Origin of the sequence: Streptomyces sp. NPDC048424 (assembly GCF_040651555.1) — a bacterium.
Taxonomy (GTDB): domain Bacteria; phylum Actinomycetota; class Actinomycetes; order Streptomycetales; family Streptomycetaceae; genus Streptomyces.
In genome coordinates this window covers 19,061-36,276 of the sequence record NZ_JBEZKE010000007.1, presented here as the reverse complement: position 1 = coordinate 36,276, position 17,216 = coordinate 19,061, and the positions used below count along the sequence as shown (strand labels likewise).

Here is a 17,216-nt window from a genome sequence, read left to right as displayed (position 1 = left end):
GTCGTACAAGACTGAACAACCCCGAGCCGGAGGACTGCACCACCATGCGCGCCACCGTCATCCACGCCCCGCACGACATCCGTGTGGAGGAGGTGCCCGACGCTGCGATCCAGCGCCCCGAGGACGCCGTCGTCCGTGTCCTGCGCGCCTGCATCTGCGGCAGCGACCTGTGGGCCTACCGCGGCGAGGCCGAGCGCCAGCCCGGCCAGCGCATCGGCCACGAGTTCCTGGGCATCGTCGAGGAGACCGGCTCCGCCGTGTCCGGCCTGCGCGCCGGCGACCTGGTCGTCGCGCCCTTCATGTGGTCGGACGGCACGTGTGAGTACTGCAAGGAGGGCCTGTTCACCTCCTGCGACCACGGCGGTTTCTGGGGCTCGGTCGGCCACGACGGCGGCCAGGGCGAGGCCGTCCGCGTCCCGCACGCCGACGGCACCCTGGTCAAGCTGCCCGCCGAGGCCGTCTCCGACGACCACCTGCTGACCGGTCTGCTCGCGCTCTCCGACGTCATGGGCACCGGTCACCACGCCGCGCTGGGCGCGGGGGTCCGCCCGGGCTCCACGGTCGCCGTCGTCGGTGACGGCGCGGTCGGCCTGTGCGGTGTCCTCGCCGCGAAGCGCCTGGGCGCCGAGCGGATCATCGCACTGGGCCGCCACACCGTCCGTACGGACATAGCCAGGCTCTTCGGGGCCACCGACGTCGTCGCCGAGCGCGGTGAGGCCGCGGAGGCGGCCGTGCGCGAGCTCACCGGCGGCCGGGGCGCCCACGCGGTCATCGAGGCGGTCGGCACCGAGCAGTCGATGCGCACCGCCGTGAACATCACCCGCGACGGCGGGGCCGTCGGCTACGTCGGCGTCCCGCACGGCAGCGGCACCGGCCTCGACCTCGGCGTGATGTTCGACCGCAACATCACCCTGCGCGGTGGCGTGGCCCCGGTCCGGGCGTACATCCCGGAGCTGCTGGATGACGTGCTGAGCGGCGCGATCGACCCGTCGCCAGTCTTCGACCGGGCCGTGTCGCTGGACGAGGTCCCGGACGGCTACCGCGCGATGGACGACCGCAGCGCGCTCAAGGTGCTGATCAAGCCCTGACCTGTCGAACGCACGGGCCGGGCGGGGTGATCCCCGCCCGGCCCGTTCCGTCCGTCCGCTCACGTCCTCCGCTCGTGCCGCAGGGCTACTTCACGGCCTTGAGCGCGTCGATCACGCCGTATCCGTAGTACCCCGTCTGGCCCCACTTGGCCTTGCAGGTGGTGGCGTCGACCAGCGCGCCCGCGGCGTCGTAGATCTGCGTCGGGCAGGCCGCCTTCGTGGACTGCGCCTTGAGCATGGCCTGCAGCTGGGAGGGCGTGGCCCCCGGGTGGGCGCTCTTGAGGAGCGCCGCGACGCCCGCGACGTGCGGGGCGGCCATCGAGGTGCCCTGCTTGTAGCCGTAGCCGCCGCCCGGGACGGTCGACAGCACGCGTCCGTTCGCGTCGGGGGTGGCCGGGACCTGCCACCTGTCGCCGCCGGGGGCGGCCACGTCCACGACCCCGAGGCCGTAGCTGGAGTAGTACGAGCGCAGTCCCTTGTCGCCGGTGGCCGAGACGCTGACCACGCCCGGCAGCTGCGTGGGCAGGTCCAGACAGACGCTCGGGTCGATGGTGCGCGGCACCGGGGTGGTGTCGTTCGGGCTGCTCTCGTCGACGAGGGAGTCGGCCGCCAGGTCCTGGTTGGAGTTGCCGGCCGAGGCCACGTGGAGCGTGCCCTTGCGCTCGGCGTACTTCGTGGCCCGGCCGATGGCCTCCACCAGCGCCTTCTGGTCGTCGTCGGTCCTGCAGTTGAAGAGGTACGGGTCGACGTAGTAGCTGTTGTTGGTCACCTCGATCCCCTTCTCGGCGGCGAACATGAAGCCGCAGACGACTGCCTCGGTGTAGAAGAGGCTGGTCCCGGGCTCGCTCACCTTGATCGCGGCGATCTTCACGCCCGGTGCGACACCGCTGATGCCGAGGCCGTTGCGCGCGGCGCCGATGGTGCCGGCCACGTGCGTGCCGTGGTCGCTGCCGTCGGGGTACGGACGCCAGGCGCCCTCGGTGGTGTCCGCGACACCGCCGACGCAGTTGGCCGACTGGCCCTTGGAGAAGTTCGGGGCGAGATCGGGGTGGGTGTCGTCCACCCCCGTGTCGATGATGCCCACGGTGACGTTCCGACTGCCATCGTTGATCTTGTGAGCCTCGTCGGCCTTGATCGTCCGCAGGTCCCACTGGTTGGGCTCCAGCGGCTCCTGACCCTCCTGGGCCAGCGCCGCGGCCTTGGCGGCGTCCGCCGCGCTCAACCGCTGTGTCGTGCCTTCCTCGGTGGTCTGCACCGCCTGCATCGGGGCCGTCCGGGTGGCGCCGACCGACACGAACAGACCGCGCTGGGCGCGCAGCTGCCCGGCGAAGTCCGGGTTCTGGGAATGTGCGACGACGACCCCGATCTGCTCATAGGCCGTCACCACCGTTCCACCGGCCCGCTCGACGGCCTTCTTCGCCGCCTTCACCGTGGCGTACGCGTTCAGGTTCGCCACGTACGACAGCTCGGGCCCGGAGGCCGTGGGCTTCGAGGCCGTCGCCGCGTCCGCCGTGGTGCCGAGCGGTGCGGCGGAGGCCGCGACCGAGGGCAGGAAGGCGAGCGAGGCGGTGAGCGCCAGGCCGACCGGCACGGCGAGGGCGCGCCGGCGGACGGATCCCAGATGAGCCATGGGTTCTCCAGATCATCTTTGGAAAAGCCGTCCGCACGCGGTCGCGTCGGACGGGTTCATGACAAGCGAACCTAGCGCTGCCGTTCGTCCCTACGCCATCAGTTCGAGAAATCGGAATCCGAAGAATCCATGGGTGTTGAACCGTCCCGACACGCCGTACGTGCCGTTGACAGGGGGGCTCAGCACCACCGGCCCCCCACACGGAGGTTGTTTTGTCCGTCGTCCCCACCGCACCCGCGTCACAAGGAGATCCCCCCGTGACCACCGAAGCAGCGCCGCCGCCGGGCAGCGCGGGAACGCCCCTGGCGGGCCCCACGGCCGAAGATTTCGCGAGCGTCCAGCAGAGCGCCGAGTTCGCCGAACTGCGGAGCTCCTACCGCTCCTTCGCCTTCCCGCTCACCGTGGCCTTCATCGCCTGGTACCTGCTCTACGTCCTGCTGTCCAACTACGCGGGCGGCTTCATGGGGACCAAGGTCTTCGGCAACATCAACGTCGCCCTGGTGCTCGGCCTCGCCCAGTTCGCGACGACCTTCCTCATCGCCTGGCTGTACGCGCGGCACGCGGCCACCCGGCTCGACCCGAAGGCGGAGGCCATCAAGGCGCGGATGGAGGCCGCGGAATGAGCGGAGCGCTCCACCTGACGACGGCCGCGGGCGCCTCCGAGCACCGCCCGCTGATCATCACCCTGTTCGGGCTGTTCGTCGTCGCCACCCTGATCATCACCGTCTGGGCCGGCCGCCAGACCAAGGACGCCGCCGACTTCTACGCGGGCGGCCGACAGTTCACCGGCTTCCAGAACGGCCTCGCCATCTCCGGCGACTACATGTCCGCCGCTTCCTTCCTCGGCATCGCCGGAGCCATCGCCCTCTTCGGCTACGACGGCTTCCTCTACTCGATCGGCTTCCTCGTGGCGTGGCTGGTCGCCCTGCTGCTCGTCGCCGAGCCGCTGCGCAACTCCGGCCGCTACACGATGGGCGACGTACTCGCCTACCGGATGCGCCAGCGGCCCGTCCGGACCGCCGCCGGCACCTCCACCATCGTGGTCTCGATCTTCTACCTGCTCGCCCAGATGGCCGGCGCCGGCGTGCTCGTCTCGCTGCTCCTGGGCATCACCAGCGACGGCGGCAAGGTCGCCATCGTCGCGCTGGTCGGCGTCCTGATGATCGTCTACGTGACCATCGGCGGCATGAAGGGCACCACCTGGGTCCAGATGGTCAAGGCCGTCCTGCTCATCGCAGGCACCCTCCTGATCACCTTCCTGGTGCTGGTGAAGTTCAACTTCAACATCTCCGACCTGCTGGGCAAGGCCGCGGAGAACAGCGGACAGGGGGCGAAGTTCCTCGAGCCGGGATTGAAGTACGGCAAGGACTCCACCTCGAAGCTGGACTTCATCTCGCTCGGCATCGCCCTGGTCCTGGGCACCGCCGGCCTGCCGCACATCCTGATCCGCTTCTACACGGTGCCCACCGCCAAGGCCGCACGGAAGTCCGTGAACTGGGCCATCGGCATCATCGGCGCCTTCTACCTGATGACCATCGCCCTCGGGTTCGGCGCCGCGGCCCTGCTCGACCGGGCCGAGATCATCAAGTCCAACAAGGCGGGCAACACGGCGGCGCCGCTGCTCGCCCAGGCGGTCGGCGGAGGCCCGGACTCCACCGGCGGTGCCGTCCTGCTCGCCGTGATCTCCGCGGTCGCCTTCGCCACCATCCTCGCCGTGGTCGCGGGCCTCACCCTCGCCTCCTCCTCGTCCTTCGCCCACGACCTGTACGTGAACGTGATCCGCAAGGGCAAGGCCACCGAGAAGGAGGAGGTGCGCGCCGCCCGCTGGTCCACGGTCGTCATCGGCGCCGTCGCCATCGGCCTGGGGGCGCTGGCCCGCGACCTCAACGTCGCCGGGCTCGTCGCGCTCGCCTTCGCGGTCGCCGCCTCCGCCAACCTGCCGACGATCCTCTACAGCCTCTTCTGGAAGCGCTTCACCACCCAGGGCGCGCTCTGGTCCATCTACGGCGGGCTGATCTCGGCGGTCGGCCTGGTGCTCTTCTCCCCGGTCGTCTCCGGGAAGCCCACCTCGATGTTCAAGGACGCGGACTTCTTCTGGTTCCCCCTGGAGAACCCGGGCATCATCTCGATCCCCCTCGGCTTCTTCCTGGGCTGGCTCGGAACGGTCCTCTCCAAGGAGAAGGCCGACCCCCAGAAGTTCGCCGAGCTGGAGGTGCGCTCCCTCACCGGAACAGGGGCGCACTGACATCATCCGAACACCCAGCGTGGCCGCGTCGTAGGTCCCTACGACGCGGCCACGTTACGTCTCGTTCATTTGGGCACCCCTTCGCGACACGGGCGTCGCGTAGGCTCGAAATAGAACGCGTGAAGTAGATCCAAAGATCGCGCGTACCTCTAGATCCGGACAGGGGAGGGGGCCCACAGTGCTTCTCGACACCTACGGCCGCGTGGCCACTGACCTGCGCGTCTCACTCACCGACCGGTGCAACCTGCGCTGCACGTACTGCATGCCCGAAGAGGGGCTGCAGTGGCTCGGGAAGTCCGATCTGCTCAGCGACGACGAGATCGTCCGGCTGATCCGCATCGCCGTCACCCGGCTCGGCATCACCGAGGTCCGCTTCACCGGCGGCGAGCCGCTGCTCCGACCCGGCCTGGTCGGGATCGTCGAGCAGTGCGCGGCCCTGGAGCCCCGCCCCAAGATGTCGCTGACCACGAACGGCATCGGTCTCAAGCGCACCGCGCAGGCCCTCAAGGCCGCCGGCCTGGACCGGGTGAACGTTTCCCTGGACACCCTGCGCCCCGAGGTCTTCAAGACCCTCACCCGCCGCGACCGGCACAAGGACGTCATCGAGGGCATGGCCGCGGCCCGCGAGGCCGGCCTCACCCCCGTCAAGGTCAACGCCGTGCTCATGCCCGGCCTCAACGACGACGAGGCCCCCGACCTGCTGGCCTGGGCCGTGGAGAACGAGTACGAGCTCCGCTTCATCGAGCAGATGCCGCTCGACGCCCAGCACGGCTGGAAGCGCGACGGCATGATCACCGCCGGGGACATCCTGCAGTCCCTGCGCACCCGCTTCACGCTCACCGAGGAAGGCGCCGCCGAGCGCGGCTCCGCCCCGGCCGAGCGCTGGGTGGTCGACGGCGGCACGGCCACCGTCGGCGTCATCGCCTCCGTCACCCGCCCGTTCTGCGGCGCCTGCGACCGTACGCGGCTCACCGCCGACGGACAGGTCCGTACGTGCCTGTTCGCCACCGAGGAGTCGGACCTGCGCGCCGCCCTGCGCTCGGGCGCCCCGGACGAGGAGATCGCCCGGCTGTGGAAGGTGGCGATGTGGGGCAAGAAGGCCGGGTCCGGCCTCGACGACCCCTCGTTCCTGCAGCCCGACCGCCCGATGTCCGCGATCGGCGGCTGACCCGGACCGCGGCAGCGGTCAGCGCAGGCGTTCCGAGCCCTCCGGCTGCACCCACTCGTCGAGCTTCACGACGTCCTTGAGGAAACCGCGGACCCCCAGGAACTGGGAGAGGTGTTCGCGGTGCTCCTCACACGCCAGCCAGGTCTTGCGCCGCTCCGGCGTGTGCAGCGTCGGGTTGTTCCACGCCAGGACCCACACGGCCGCGTCGCGGCAGCCCTTGGCGGAGCAGGTGGGAGTCTCGTCGGAGCCGGGGGCGCTGGAGGAAGTCACAGGCCCACATTAGAACGGAATGGCGACGCCGAGCAGCCACGGGGGGAGCTGCCCGGCGTCGGTCCGTCGCTCCGACGGGGGATGCGGAGCGCGTGAGCAGTATGTCACGCAGGACCCGGTGCAGTGCACCGGAACTTCATGATTGATCTGAGCTTTTCTTGAGGTTTCCCGCGTCCAGCGCCGGCCGCACCGGAGCGGGGATGAAGTGGGAGGGCAGCGAGGGCGTCGACTCGCGCCCCGCGTTGGCGATGACCACGGCCACGTACGGCAGCAGGGCTCCCGCGACGAGCGTCACGATGGCCACCGGGCGCTGCACGTTCCACAACAGCACGGTCGCGATGACCGACAGCGTCCTGATCCCCATCGAGATCACGTACCGGCGCTGGCGGCCCCGCACGTCCTCGTCGAGGCCCATCCGCGCACCGGTGATCCGGAACACCTCGGCCCCGTTCCGCTTCTGCCGCTTCGTCCGTTCCACGCTCCACCACCCGATCGCCCGCCGGGCGCACCCCGGCCCGGACCCTCCCACCGTACGCCGCCCCCGCATCCGCGAGGAGAGGGGGCACCCCCATTGGGGCGTGCCCGAAATGCGCGGTACGCCGGACGGGCCGAAACTGGGCCCACGTGCGCACAACGCGCCAGGAGGAGGCTCGACATGTCTTGGTTGTGGGCGATCATCGTCGGTTTCGTGCTGGGGCTGATAGCCCGGGCCATCCTGCCGGGCAAACAGCACCAGCCCCTCTGGCTGACCACCCTCTTCGGCATCGCCGGCGCGGTCCTCGGCAACGCCGTGGCCACCTGGATCGGCGTCGGGGAGACCAAGGGCATCGACTGGACCCGGCACCTGCTGCAGCTCGCCGGCGCGGTCCTCGTGGTCGGGCTGGGCGAAATGCTCTACGGAGCGATCCGGGGCCGCAAGCGGCAGATGACCTGAGGCTCTCCGGATCATGACGGAGGGGCCGGCCGGACCCATCGGATCCGAACCGGCCCCTCCGCCGTGTTCCGTGCGCCGTCGTACGAGGCGAGGCCTCAGGCGCCGGTGACCTCGACGGCCGCCAGGTTCTTCTTGCCCCGGCGCAGCACCAGCCAGCGCCCGTGCAGCAGGTCCTCCTTGGCCGGTACCGCGTCCTCGGCGGTGACCTTCACGTTGTTCACGTAGGCGCCGCCCTCCTTCACGGTCCGGCGGGCGGCCGACTTGCTCGAGACCAGGCCGGTCTCCGCGAGCAGGTCCACGACCAGGCCCAGCTCCGGGATCCGGGCGTGCGGCAGCTCGGACAGGGCCGCCGCCAGCGTGGCCTCGTCCAGCTCCGCCAGCTCGCCCTGACCGAACAGCGCCTTCGACGCGGCGATCACGGCGGCGCACTGGTCGGCGCCGTGCACGAGCGTGGTCAGCTCCTCCGCCAGCGCCCGCTGCGCGGCACGCGCCTGCGGCCGCTCGGCGGTCTGCGCCTCCAGCGCCTCCAGCTCCTCACGGGACTTGAAGGACAGGATCCGCATGTAGGTGGAGATGTCCCGGTCGTCCACGTTCAGCCAGAACTGGTAGAACGCGTACGGCGTGGTCATCTCCGGGTCGAGCCAGACGGCCCCGCTCTCGGACTTGCCGAACTTGGTGCCGTCCGCCTTGACCATCAGCGGGGTCGCCAGCGCGTGCACCACCGCTCCCGGCTCGACGCGGTGGATCAGGTCGAGTCCGGCCGTCAGGTTGCCCCACTGGTCGGAGCCGCCCTGCTGGAGCACGCACCCGTAGCGCCGGTACAGCTCCAGGAAGTCCATGCCCTGGAGCAGCTGGTAGCTGAACTCGGTGTAACTGATGCCCTGGTCGGAGTCGAGCCGCTTGGCGACCGAGTCCTTCGTCAGCATCTTGTTGACCCGGAAGTGCTTGCCGATGTCCCGCAGGAACTCGATGGCGGACATGCCCGCCGTCCAGTCCAGGTTGTTCACCATGAGCGCCGCGTTCTCGCCCTCGAAGGACAGGAACGGCTCGATCTGGGTGCGCAGCCGGGTCACCCAGTTCGCGATGGTCTCCGGGTCGTTCAGGGTCCGCTCGGCGGTCGGCCGCGGGTCGCCGATCTGCCCGGTGGCCCCGCCGACCAGCGCCAGCGGCCGGTTCCCGGCCAGCTGGAGCCGGCGCACGGTGAGCACCTGCACCAGGTGCCCCACGTGCAGCGAGGCGGCCGTCGGGTCGAAGCCGCAATAGAACGTGACCGGACCGTCCGCGAAGGCCTTCCGCAGCGCTTCTTCATCGGTGGACTGGGCGAAGAGCCCGCGCCACTTCAGTTCGTCGACGATGTCCGTCACGGTCTCTCGACTCCTTCGGATGATGGAAATTGCAACACTTCGTTGCAACGGTCAGTCTAGGCCGGTCAGACGCCCTTGCTGACCGAACTCATGTTGAAATCCGGGATGCGCAGCGCGGGCATCGCGGCCCGGGTGAACCAGTCGCTCCACTCGCGCGGCAGGGTCTTCTCGGTCCGGCCGGCCTCCGAGGCCCGCGACAGCAGGTCCACGGGGGACTCGTTGAAGCGGAAGTTGTTGACCTCGCCGACGACCTGGCCGTTCTCCACCAGGTAGACGCCGTCCCGGGTCAGCCCCGTGAGCAGCAGCGTGGCCGGATCCACCTCGCGGATGTACCAGAGGCAGGTCAGCAGCAGACCCCGCTCGGTCCCGGCCACCATCTCCTCCAGGGACTTCTCGCCGCCCCCGTCGAGGATCAGGTTCCCGAAGCCGGGGGAGAGCTGCATGCCGGTCAGGCCGGCGGTGTGCCGGGTCGTGGTCAGCCGGGCCAGCTCCCCGTCGCGGATCCACTCGGTCGCGGGGACCGGCAGGCCGTTGTCGAAGACCGACGCGTCGTCCCCGGAGCTGTGCGCGATCACGAACGGCGCGCTCTCCAGGCCCGGCGCGTTCGGGTCGCTGCGCAGCGTCAGCGGCAGCTCGGACAGCTTCTCGCCGAGCCGGGTGCCGCCGCCGGGCTTGGAGAAGACCGTACGGCCCTCCACCGCGTCCCGGGCCGCCGCCGACCACATCTGGTAGATCAGCAGGTCCGCCACGGCGGTCGGCGGCAGCAGGGTCTCGTACCGCCCGGCGGGCAGGTCGATCTTCCGCTCCGCCCACCCCAGGCGTACGGCGAGCTCCGCGTCCAGCGCGGTCGGGTCCACGTCCTTGAAGTCTCGGGTGGAGCGGCCGGCCCAGGCCGAGCGCTGCCGGTCCGGCGACTTCGCGTTGAGCTCCAGCGTGCCGTTGGGCTGGTCGTGGCGCAGCCGCAGCCCGGTGGAGGTGCCGACGTACGTCGAGACCAGCTCGTGGTTGGCGAAGCCGTACAGCTCCCGGCCGCCCGCCCGGGCCCGGGCGAAGGCCTCGCCGAGGGCCGGGGCGAAGTCCGCGAACACCGCCGAGGTGGTCTCGGCCGGGGCGTCGGTGAAGTCCGGCGAGGCCGGGGTCCCGGTGACCAGCGGCTGCGCGTCCTCCGCCGGGCCCGCCCCGCGCGCGGCCGCCTCGGCGGCCCGCACCAGCGGCTCCAGGTCGGCCGCGGTCACGGCGGAGCGCGAGACGACCCCCGAGGCCGTGCCCTCCTTGCCGTCGACCGTGGCGATGACCGTCAGGGTCCGGCCCCGGGTGACGCCGTTGGTGGTGAGCGCGTTGCCAGCCCAGCGCAGGTTGGCGCTGGACTCCTCGTCGGCGATGACGACACAGCCGTCGGCGGTGGACAGCTCCAGCGCCCGCTCGACGATCTCGTGGGGCTTGGTGCGTCCGTTCGAAAGCGTGCTCATCGGCCGGCCTCCTGCGTGGTGTTCAAGATGTTCACGTCGCGGAACAGCGCGGACGGGCAGCCGTGCGAGACCGCCGCGACCTGGCCGGGCTGGGCCTTGCCGCAGTTGAAGGCGCCGCCCAGGACGTAGGTCTGGGGGCCGCCGACCTTCTCCATCGAGCCCCAGAACTCGGTCGTGGTGGCCTGGTACGCGACGTCGCGCAGCTGTCCGGCCAGTCGGCCGTTCTCGATCCGGAAGAACCGCTGCCCGGTGAACTGGAAGTTGTAGCGCTGCATGTCGATCGACCAGGAGCGGTCGCCGACCACGTAGATCCCGCGCTCCACCCCGCCGATGAGGTCCTCGGTCGAGAGCCCGCCCGGATCCGGCTGCAGCGAGACGTTCGCCATGCGCTGGACGGGCACGTGCCCGGGGGAGTCGGCGTAGGCGCAGCCGTTGGAGCGGCCGAGGCCGGTCAGCTTCGCGATCCGCCGGTCCAGCTGGTAGCCGACCAGGGTGCCATCCTTGACCAGGTCCCAGGACTGCGCCTGGACGCCCTCGTCGTCGTACCCGATGGTCGCCAGACCGTGCTCCGCCGTGCGGTCACCGGTCACGTTCATGATCGAGGAGCCGTACGTCAGCTTGTTCAGCTGGTCGAAGGTGGCGAAGGAGGTCCCCGCGTACGCCGCCTCGTAGCCCAGCGCCCGGTCGAGCTCGGTGGCGTGGCCGATGGACTCGTGGATGGTGAGCCACAGGTTGGACGGGTCCACCACCAGGTCGTAGCGCCCGGCCTCGACGCTCGGCGCCCGCATCTTCTCGGCGAGCAGGACGGGGATCTGCTCCAGCTCGGTGTTCCAGTCCCAGCCGGTGCCGGTCAGGTACTCCCAGCCGCGGCCGGCGGGCGGGGCGATCGTGCGCATCGAGTCGAACTCGCCGGTCGTGCCGTTCACGGCGACGGCCGTGAGCTGCGGGTGGATCCGCACCCGCTGCTGCGTGGTCGAGGTGCCCGCGGTGTCGGCGTAGAACTTGTTCTCGTGCACGGCGAGCAGCGAGGCGTCCACGTGCGCCACCCCGTCGGCGGCCAGCAGCCGCGCGCTCCAGTCGGCGAGCAGCGCCGCCTTCTCCGCGTCCGGTACCTCGAAGGGATTCACGTCGTAGGCGGAGATCCAGGTGCGGTCCGCGTGCACGGGCTCGTCGGCGAGCTCCACGCGCTCGTCCGAACCGGCGGCCTTGATCACCTGGGCGGACAGCTTCGCCATGGCCACGGCCTGCGAGGCCACCTTGGCGGCGGCGTCCATGGTGAGGTCCACGCCTGAGGCGAATCCCCAGCTGCCCCCGTGGACCACCCGGACCGCGAATCCGAGGTCGGTGGTGTCGGACCCGCCGGCGGGCTTGGCGTCCCGCAGGCGCCAGGAGGCGCTGCGGATCCGCTCCAGCCGGAAGTCGGCATGATCGGCGCCCAGCGCGCGGGCCCGGGCGAGCGCCGCGTCGGCGAGCGCCCGCAAGGGAAGCGCGGTGAAGGCCGCGTCGATGGAATGGGGCACGGAAGTCCTCCCGGGGTCGGAGCCGGTCGCCCCGATCATGTCGCGATCGGGGCCTTCGTGCCTACATCTTTCTGTAGGGACTCGACAGAGCCCGCCGCAAGGCCCTGTGGGGGGTCGATTCTCCGTACGACCGATGCGACCTATAGGTTTTTGGTATTCAGACCGCTAGCGAAAGGGTGATCCGTTGAGCCGCTCGGTTCTCGTCACCGGAGGAAACCGGGGCATCGGCCTCGCCATCGCCCGAGCCTTCGCGGAGGCGGGCGACAAGGTCGCGATCACGTTCCGGTCGGGTGAGCCGCCGGAGGCCCTCACCTCCCTCGGTGTCCTGGCGGTGCGGTGCGACATCACCGACTCCGAGCAGGTGGAGCAGGCCTACAAGCAGATCGAGGACGCGCACGGCGCGGTCGAGGTGCTGGTGGCCAATGCCGGCATCACCAAGGACACGCTGCTGATGCGGATGTCCGAGGAGGACTTCGCGTCCGTCGTCGACACGAACCTCACCGGCACGTTCCGGGTGGTCAAGCGCGCGAACCGTGGCATGCTCCGTGCCAAGAAGGGCCGCGTCGTACTGATCTCCTCGGTCGTCGGACTGCTCGGCTCGGCCGGCCAGGCCAACTACGCCGCCTCGAAGGCCGCGCTGGTGGGCTTCGCCCGCTCGCTCGCCCGCGAGCTGGGTTCCCGCAACATCACCTTCAACGTCGTCGCCCCCGGTTTCGTGGACACCGACATGACGAAGGTGCTCACCGACGAGCAGCGCGCGGGCATCGTGGGCCAGGTGCCGCTCGGCCGTTACGCGCAGCCCGAGGAGATCGCGGCAGCCGTCCGCTTCCTGGCGTCCGACGACGCCGCGTACATCACCGGAGCCGTCATTCCCGTTGACGGCGGATTGGGCATGGGTCACTGATCGCCATGAGTGGAATTCTCGACGGCAAGCGCATCCTCATCACGGGGGTGCTGATGGAGTCGTCCATCGCCTTCCACGCCGCCCGGCTGGCCCAGGAGCAGGGCGCCGAGGTCGTCCTCACCGCGTGGCCGCGTCCGAGCCTGACCGAGCGCATCGCCAAGAAGCTGCCCAAGCCGGTCAAGGTGATCGAGCTCGACGTCACCAACGAGGAGCACCTCGCCCGCCTGGAGGGCCTCGTCCGCGAGGAGCTCGGCGGCCTCGACGGCGTCGTCCACTCGATCGGCTTCGCGCCGCAGGACGCCCTCGGCGGCAACTTCCTGAACACCCCGTTCGAGTCGGTCGCCACCGCGATGCACGTCTCGGCGTTCTCGCTGAAGTCGCTGACCATGGCCTGCAAGCCGCTGTTCCCGGCGGAGGGCGCGGCCGTCGTCGGCCTCACCTTCGACGCGCAGTTCGCGTGGCCGCAGTACGACTGGATGGGCCCGGCCAAGGCCGCCCTGGAGGCCACCAGCCGTTACCTCGCCCGCGACCTGGGCAAGGAGAACATCCGCTGCAACCTGGTCTCGGCCGGTCCGATCGGCTCGATGGCCGCGAAGTCCATCCCGGGCTTCGGCGAGCTGGCCGAGGTCTGGAACTCCCGCTCCATGCTGGAGTGGGACATGAGCGACCCGGAGCCGGCGGGCAGGGGCATCGTGGCCCTGCTGTCGGACTGGTTCCCGAAGACCACCGGCGAGATCGTCCACGTGGACGGCGGCCTGCACGCGATGGGTGCCTGACCTCGGGTCGGCGCTCCTGCGTCCGTACGGCGGCGGCCGCGCTTCCCTTCCGGGAGGCGCGGCCGCCGCCGTTTCGCGTGGTCCGCGGCCGTCCCTCGCTCGTATGTTCACCGGCCGACCGGATCTTCCCGAGTCGAAAACCGGGACAGATGCCTGCAAACTGGCCAGGTCGGGATCTTCCCGGCTCCTGCGGGGAGGAGGGTAGGAGTGCGAGCGAGGCCGAGCCGAACGGTATCGATGCTGGTCACCTCGGTGATCCTGACCGGACTCCTGGTCCCCGGAGCGGCCGCGGAACCCATGGGAGACGAATCGGCACCCGGCCCGGAAGCGGTGGCCCCCGCCGTCGTGGAGCTCGCCGAGATCCCCGCCGAACCCCCCGCCCAGCCCTCTCGCCCCGCCGCGCGGGACCTCTTCGGAGCCGACTGCGACACCACGATCGAGGGCTCACAGGTGACGGCGAACTGCCACAACGCCTACCCGGAGACCGACCTGCTGCGCCTGCACGTCGAATGCGACCGCTGGTGGGACGTGGACGGGGACGGCGCAGCCGTCGCCGTCGGACCCGCCGGGCGGGTGGAGCTCACCGGGCGCTGCTGGAAAGAGGTCCGCTCGGCCTGGGTCACCCACCAGCGGGCGTGACCGGGTCCCCGTCCGTGTTCTTGCCGAGGCAGGCGAAGGGGTAACCCGCCGCCTCCGAGGCGGCCGCGTCCCCGTCGCCCCGCCGGATCGCCTCGATCAGCCGGGCGTGGTCCAGGTGGGCCGACGGGTGCAGCTCGGTGCCCACGTCCGCCCGCAGCCAGTCGGCCACCAGGTCGCCGAGGTCCGCGTACAGCTCGATCAGCACGTCGTTGTGCGAGGCCGTCACCACCGCCATGTGCAGGCTCACGTCCGCGGCCACGAAGACCTCCGCGTCCCCGCCCGCCCAGGCCTCCTCGCGGCGCGCCAGCAGCGCGTCCAGCTGTACGAGGTCCCGCTCGGTGCGCCGCTCCGCCGCCAGCCGGGCCGCCGAGGACTCCAGCGTCGAACGCAGCTCGGCGATGTGCCGCGGCTCGGCGCCGGCGAACCGGCGGTGCATGACGCCGGCCAGCTCGCTCGTGGCGATGACGTACGTGCCCGAACCCTGCCGGATGTCCAGGAGCCCGTTGTGCGCCAGCGCCCGCACGGCCTCGCGCACCGTGTTGCGCGCGACGCCGAGCAGCTCGACCAGCTCCGGCTCGGTCGGGATGCGGGCGCCGACCGGCCACTCGCCGGAGGTGATCTGGTTCCGCAGCTGGGTGATCACCTGATCGACGAGAACGGAGCGCCGTGGCGAGGTCAGCGGCATGGGTTCCTCTCAAGAGCGACTGGACAACCAATCATCCCATGATTCTATGATGGTGGGATGTCCGACGAAGAACTCCAGACGCTCGACCGGCCCACCGCGAGCCACCGGCCCGCGCGGCGGACCGCGGCAGACCGCGCGGCGGCCGCCACCAATACGCAGCCGGCCTGGCTCGGCCCGGTGCTCATCGTCGGAATCGTGCTGGCCGCCCTCAACCTGCGGCCCGCCATCACCAGCCTCGGCGCCCTCTTCGAGGAGACCCGCACGGGCCTCGGCATGAGCGCCACCGTCGCCGGACTGATCACCTCCGTCCCGGCCCTCTGCTTCGCCGTCTTCGGCGTCACCGCGCCCCGGCTCTCCCGCCGCTTCGGCCCGGCCGCCGTCGTCTGCGCCGGCATGGCCGCCGTCGCCACCGGCCTGGTGATCCGCCCGTTCACGAACGGGGCCGTGGGCTTCCTGGCCGCCAGCTCCCTGTCCCTGGCCGGCATAGCCCTGACCAACGTCCTGCTCCCGGTGATCGTCAAGCGCTACTTCCCGGACCGGGTCGGCACCATGACCGGCCTGTACTCCATGGCCCTGGCCGCGGGCACCTCGCTCGCCGCCGCCGCGACCGTCCCGCTGACCGCCGCCCTCGGCGGCAGCTGGCGCACCGGCCTGCTCATGTGGGCCTCCCTCGCCGTCGTCGCCGCACTGCTGTGGCTGCCCATCGCCCGCGCCGCCCGCCGCGCCGACCGGGCCCAGGCCGCGGCCGCCGCCGGCACGGGCGGCGCCCTCCGGGCCGACGCGGGCCCGCGGGTCGTCCGCAGCCGCACCGCCTGGGCCCTCGCCTGCTACTTCGGCCTCCAGGCCACCGGCGCGTACATCACCATGGGCTGGCTCCCGCAGATCTTCCGCGACGCCGGAGTCTCCGCCTCCACCGCCGGCGTGCTCCTCGCCGTCACCATGGTCATGGGCGTCCCCCTCGCCTTCGTCATCCCCGGTCTCGCCGGCCGGATGAAGAACCAGGGCGCCATCGCCGTCGTCCTCGGCGTCTTCGGCCTCACCGGCTACCTCGGCCTCTACTTCGCCCCCGCCGCCGGAGCCTGGGCCTGGGCGCTCCTGCTCGGCATCTCCAACTGCGCCTTCCCCCTCGTCATCACCCTCATCGGGCTGCGCGCCAAGTCGCCGGCCGGCGTGGTCAAGCTCTCCGCCTTCGCCCAGAGCACCGGCTACCTCATCTCCATCCCCGGCCCCCTCCTCATCGGCGCCCTCTACCAGCACAGCGGCGGCTGGGACCTGCCGCTCGCCCTGATGGCGGGCCTGCTCGTCCCGCAGATCGCACTCGGCGTCCTGGCGGGCAGGGACCGCACGATCGAGGACGAATGCGGCATGCGAGACTGACGGACATGTCGCCCGTACTTGAACCGAACCCGCAGGACGGCCGCAAGAAGCTCGGCCTCGTGCTCGGCGCGATCCTCGCCATCACCGTGGTCATCTCGGTGATCGCGACCATCGCGTCCCCCTGAGGACCACCGGCCCGCCGTGGGGGTGGGGACAACCCCACCACCCCTAGGGGGCCAGGCTCAGGGTGAAGTGGGGTGTGCCCCGGATGGGAACGGCCGCAGCGGATCCATAGATTCGTGAACAGCGAGCCAGTCCCGTCCGCACACCCACGGAGGCGGCTATGTCGGCCCCCACGCACACCCGGTCCCTCCCGTCCGCCGCAGCCCCCCGGGCCCGCGCCACCGCCGGCGCGAGCGCCCGGCTGCACTGGTGGGCGCTGGCCCTGCCCGCCCTCGCCTTCGGCCTCCTGCTGATGCTCCTCGCCGGCTCCGGCGAGGCCCACGCGGCCACCGGCGAGGTCTCCTCCCTGGTCCAGGTCGCAGAGCAGCTGCTGCGCGCCGTGGAGTGACCTCCCGAGCGCCCCTCCTCCTGGGGTGAGCCCCCTCAACACCCTGCGCCCCGTGGCTCGTTTCATGCGAAGCTGGGAGTCATGAGCGCCGACACACCCCGCAGGATCGCCCTCCTCAGGCACGCCAAGGCCGACTGGCCCGAGGTGTCCGACCACGACCGCCCCCTGGCGGAACGAGGCCGCAAGGACGCGCCGGCCGTCGGTCTGAAGCTCGCCGAGACCGGCATCGTCTTCGACCTGGCCCTCTGCTCCACCGCGGCCCGCACCAGAGAGACCTGGAAGCTCGCCGTCCAGGAGATGCCGCACCGGCCGAAGACCCACTACGAGGAGAGGCTCTACGACGCCTCGCTGGGCGAGCTCATCGCCCTGCTGAACGAGACCTCCGACGAGGTCTGCGACCTCCTCCTCATCGGCCACAACCCCGGCATGCACGCCCTCGCCGACGCCCTCTCGGGGCGCGCGGAGGGAGACACGCTGGCACGGATGACCCGTACGGGATTCCCGACCGCGGCCCTCGCAGTCGTCTCCTTCACCGGATCGTGGAAGTCCGTGGAGCACGGGGTGGGCACCCTGCTCGACTACTGGACCCCCAAGGGACACTGACCGGCCCGACCGGCCGCGTACGCGCGAACGGGC

The 17,216-nt window shown here is 71.0% G+C and carries 19 protein-coding genes; 12 read left to right on the top strand and 7 right to left on the bottom strand.

Translation table 11 applies throughout. From position 1 onward, the window contains the following. The first annotated feature begins 44 nt into the window (after positions 1-44). Positions 45-1,088 carry a zinc-dependent alcohol dehydrogenase family protein gene (locus AB0D29_RS12260; protein WP_362853660.1) on the top strand — a complete coding sequence of 348 codons (1,044 nt, stop codon included), beginning with the start codon at positions 45-47 and terminating at the stop codon, positions 1,086-1,088. An 85-nt stretch (positions 1,089-1,173) separates the two neighbouring features. On the opposite strand, the gene AB0D29_RS12255 is transcribed toward AB0D29_RS12260, so the two are convergent. Next, positions 1,174-2,718, bottom strand: a complete 1,545-nt coding sequence (locus AB0D29_RS12255; protein ID WP_362853658.1) for a S8 family serine peptidase — start codon at positions 2,716-2,718, stop codon at positions 1,174-1,176. Between the two features lie 257 nt (positions 2,719-2,975). Between AB0D29_RS12255 and AB0D29_RS12250 the strand changes: the two genes are divergently transcribed. The 3 genes from AB0D29_RS12250 to moaA all read left to right on the top strand — a co-directional run bounded on the left by AB0D29_RS12250 (position 2,976) and on the right by moaA (position 6,131). Further along, on the top strand, positions 2,976-3,341 hold the full coding sequence (locus tag AB0D29_RS12250; protein ID WP_327413178.1) for a DUF485 domain-containing protein: 366 nt from the start codon (positions 2,976-2,978) through the stop codon (positions 3,339-3,341). Further along, a complete protein-coding gene (locus AB0D29_RS12245; protein ID WP_362853657.1) occupies positions 3,338-4,963 on the top strand; it encodes a cation acetate symporter in 1,626 nt (541 codons plus the stop codon). The genes AB0D29_RS12250 and AB0D29_RS12245 overlap by 4 nt, the downstream gene beginning before the upstream one ends. A 178-nt stretch (positions 4,964-5,141) precedes the next feature. Next, complete coding sequence (moaA, locus tag AB0D29_RS12240) at positions 5,142-6,131, top strand: GTP 3',8-cyclase MoaA (protein ID WP_362853655.1); 990 nt, start codon at positions 5,142-5,144, stop codon at positions 6,129-6,131. A gap of 18 nt (positions 6,132-6,149) precedes the next feature. Here moaA and AB0D29_RS12235 read toward each other — a convergent pair whose 3' ends face one another. Further along, positions 6,150-6,401, bottom strand: coding sequence for a hypothetical protein (locus AB0D29_RS12235; protein WP_351293020.1), 252 nt, complete (start codon positions 6,399-6,401; stop codon positions 6,150-6,152). A gap of 136 nt (positions 6,402-6,537) precedes the next feature. Then, complete coding sequence (locus tag AB0D29_RS12230; RefSeq protein ID WP_361757390.1) at positions 6,538-6,816, bottom strand: DUF3099 domain-containing protein; 279 nt, start codon at positions 6,814-6,816, stop codon at positions 6,538-6,540. Between the two features lie 240 nt (positions 6,817-7,056). On the opposite strand from AB0D29_RS12230, the gene AB0D29_RS12225 reads away from it, so the two are divergent. Then, positions 7,057-7,335 (top strand): GlsB/YeaQ/YmgE family stress response membrane protein, encoded by a 279-nt coding sequence (locus AB0D29_RS12225; RefSeq protein WP_362853653.1) that lies wholly within the window; start codon positions 7,057-7,059, stop codon positions 7,333-7,335. 95 nt (positions 7,336-7,430) lie between these two features. Here the strand turns inward: AB0D29_RS12225 and tyrS are convergent, their stop codons facing one another. The 3 genes from tyrS to AB0D29_RS12210 all read right to left on the bottom strand — a co-directional run bounded on the left by tyrS (position 7,431) and on the right by AB0D29_RS12210 (position 11,688). Continuing rightward, the gene (tyrS, locus tag AB0D29_RS12220; RefSeq protein ID WP_362853651.1) at positions 7,431-8,699 is read right to left on the bottom strand and encodes a tyrosine--tRNA ligase; all 1,269 of its coding nucleotides are present in this window, start codon (positions 8,697-8,699) and stop codon (positions 7,431-7,433) included. A 65-nt stretch (positions 8,700-8,764) separates the two neighbouring features. Continuing rightward, positions 8,765-10,168 (bottom strand): metallopeptidase TldD-related protein, encoded by a 1,404-nt coding sequence (locus AB0D29_RS12215; RefSeq protein ID WP_362853650.1) that lies wholly within the window; start codon positions 10,166-10,168, stop codon positions 8,765-8,767. Next, positions 10,165-11,688 (bottom strand): TldD/PmbA family protein, encoded by a 1,524-nt coding sequence (locus AB0D29_RS12210; RefSeq protein ID WP_362853649.1) that lies wholly within the window; start codon positions 11,686-11,688, stop codon positions 10,165-10,167. The genes AB0D29_RS12215 and AB0D29_RS12210 overlap by 4 nt, the downstream gene beginning before the upstream one ends. A gap of 184 nt (positions 11,689-11,872) precedes the next feature. Between AB0D29_RS12210 and fabG the strand changes: the two genes are divergently transcribed. The 3 genes from fabG (at position 11,873) to AB0D29_RS12195 (ending at position 14,007) form a co-directional block, all read left to right on the top strand. Further along, on the top strand, positions 11,873-12,592 hold the full coding sequence (fabG, locus tag AB0D29_RS12205) for a 3-oxoacyl-[acyl-carrier-protein] reductase (RefSeq protein ID WP_030717003.1): 720 nt from the start codon (positions 11,873-11,875) through the stop codon (positions 12,590-12,592). A gap of 5 nt (positions 12,593-12,597) precedes the next feature. Next, complete coding sequence (gene fabI, locus AB0D29_RS12200; RefSeq protein WP_362853648.1) at positions 12,598-13,368, top strand: enoyl-ACP reductase FabI; 771 nt, start codon at positions 12,598-12,600, stop codon at positions 13,366-13,368. A gap of 237 nt (positions 13,369-13,605) precedes the next feature. Continuing rightward, positions 13,606-14,007, top strand: a complete 402-nt coding sequence (locus AB0D29_RS12195) for a hypothetical protein (RefSeq protein ID WP_362853647.1) — start codon at positions 13,606-13,608, stop codon at positions 14,005-14,007. Here AB0D29_RS12195 and AB0D29_RS12190 read toward each other — a convergent pair. Continuing rightward, a complete protein-coding gene (locus AB0D29_RS12190; protein WP_362853645.1) occupies positions 13,988-14,692 on the bottom strand; it encodes a FadR/GntR family transcriptional regulator in 705 nt (234 codons plus the stop codon). The genes AB0D29_RS12195 and AB0D29_RS12190 overlap by 20 nt on opposite strands. Positions 14,693-14,749: 57 nt before the next feature. Here AB0D29_RS12190 and AB0D29_RS12185 point away from each other — a divergent pair, with 57 nt between their 5' ends. The 4 genes from AB0D29_RS12185 (at position 14,750) to AB0D29_RS12170 (ending at position 17,183) form a co-directional block, all read left to right on the top strand. Then, the gene (locus tag AB0D29_RS12185) at positions 14,750-16,069 is read left to right on the top strand and encodes an MFS transporter (RefSeq protein WP_362853644.1); all 1,320 of its coding nucleotides are present in this window, start codon (positions 14,750-14,752) and stop codon (positions 16,067-16,069) included. A gap of 5 nt (positions 16,070-16,074) precedes the next feature. Continuing rightward, the gene (locus tag AB0D29_RS12180; RefSeq protein WP_351299347.1) at positions 16,075-16,194 is read left to right on the top strand and encodes an SGM_5486 family transporter-associated protein; all 120 of its coding nucleotides are present in this window, start codon (positions 16,075-16,077) and stop codon (positions 16,192-16,194) included. Between the two features lie 158 nt (positions 16,195-16,352). Then, positions 16,353-16,580: a hypothetical protein gene (locus tag AB0D29_RS12175; RefSeq protein WP_362805707.1), complete on the top strand. Its 228-nt coding sequence runs from the start codon at positions 16,353-16,355 to the stop codon at positions 16,578-16,580. An 81-nt stretch (positions 16,581-16,661) separates the two neighbouring features. Continuing rightward, a complete protein-coding gene (locus AB0D29_RS12170) occupies positions 16,662-17,183 on the top strand; it encodes a histidine phosphatase family protein (protein WP_362853643.1) in 522 nt (173 codons plus the stop codon). Positions 17,184-17,216: the final 33 nt, after the last annotated feature.

Excerpts from the sequence above, each read along its gene's own strand:
- AB0D29_RS12260 (WP_362853660.1), top strand. The coding sequence starts at position 45 with ATGCGCGCCACCGTCATCCACGCCCCGCACGACATCCGTGTGGAGGAG.
- AB0D29_RS12255 (WP_362853658.1), bottom strand. The coding sequence starts at position 2,718 with ATGGCTCATCTGGGATCCGTCCGCCGGCGCGCCCTCGCCGTGCCGGTC.
- AB0D29_RS12245 (WP_362853657.1), top strand. The coding sequence starts at position 3,338 with ATGAGCGGAGCGCTCCACCTGACGACGGCCGCGGGCGCCTCCGAGCAC.
- AB0D29_RS12230 (WP_361757390.1), bottom strand. The coding sequence starts at position 6,816 with ATGGGCCTCGACGAGGACGTGCGGGGCCGCCAGCGCCGGTACGTGATC.
- AB0D29_RS12225 (WP_362853653.1), top strand. The coding sequence starts at position 7,057 with ATGTCTTGGTTGTGGGCGATCATCGTCGGTTTCGTGCTGGGGCTGATA.
- AB0D29_RS12215 (WP_362853650.1), bottom strand. The coding sequence starts at position 10,168 with ATGAGCACGCTTTCGAACGGACGCACCAAGCCCCACGAGATCGTCGAG.
- fabI (WP_362853648.1), top strand. The coding sequence starts at position 12,598 with ATGAGTGGAATTCTCGACGGCAAGCGCATCCTCATCACGGGGGTGCTG.
- AB0D29_RS12195 (WP_362853647.1), top strand. The coding sequence starts at position 13,606 with ATGCTGGTCACCTCGGTGATCCTGACCGGACTCCTGGTCCCCGGAGCG.
- AB0D29_RS12190 (WP_362853645.1), bottom strand. The coding sequence starts at position 14,692 with ATGCCGCTGACCTCGCCACGGCGCTCCGTTCTCGTCGATCAGGTGATC.
- AB0D29_RS12185 (WP_362853644.1), top strand. The coding sequence starts at position 14,750 with ATGTCCGACGAAGAACTCCAGACGCTCGACCGGCCCACCGCGAGCCAC.
- AB0D29_RS12180 (WP_351299347.1), top strand. The coding sequence starts at position 16,075 with ATGTCGCCCGTACTTGAACCGAACCCGCAGGACGGCCGCAAGAAGCTC.
- AB0D29_RS12175 (WP_362805707.1), top strand. The coding sequence starts at position 16,353 with ATGTCGGCCCCCACGCACACCCGGTCCCTCCCGTCCGCCGCAGCCCCC.
- AB0D29_RS12170 (WP_362853643.1), top strand. The coding sequence starts at position 16,662 with ATGAGCGCCGACACACCCCGCAGGATCGCCCTCCTCAGGCACGCCAAG.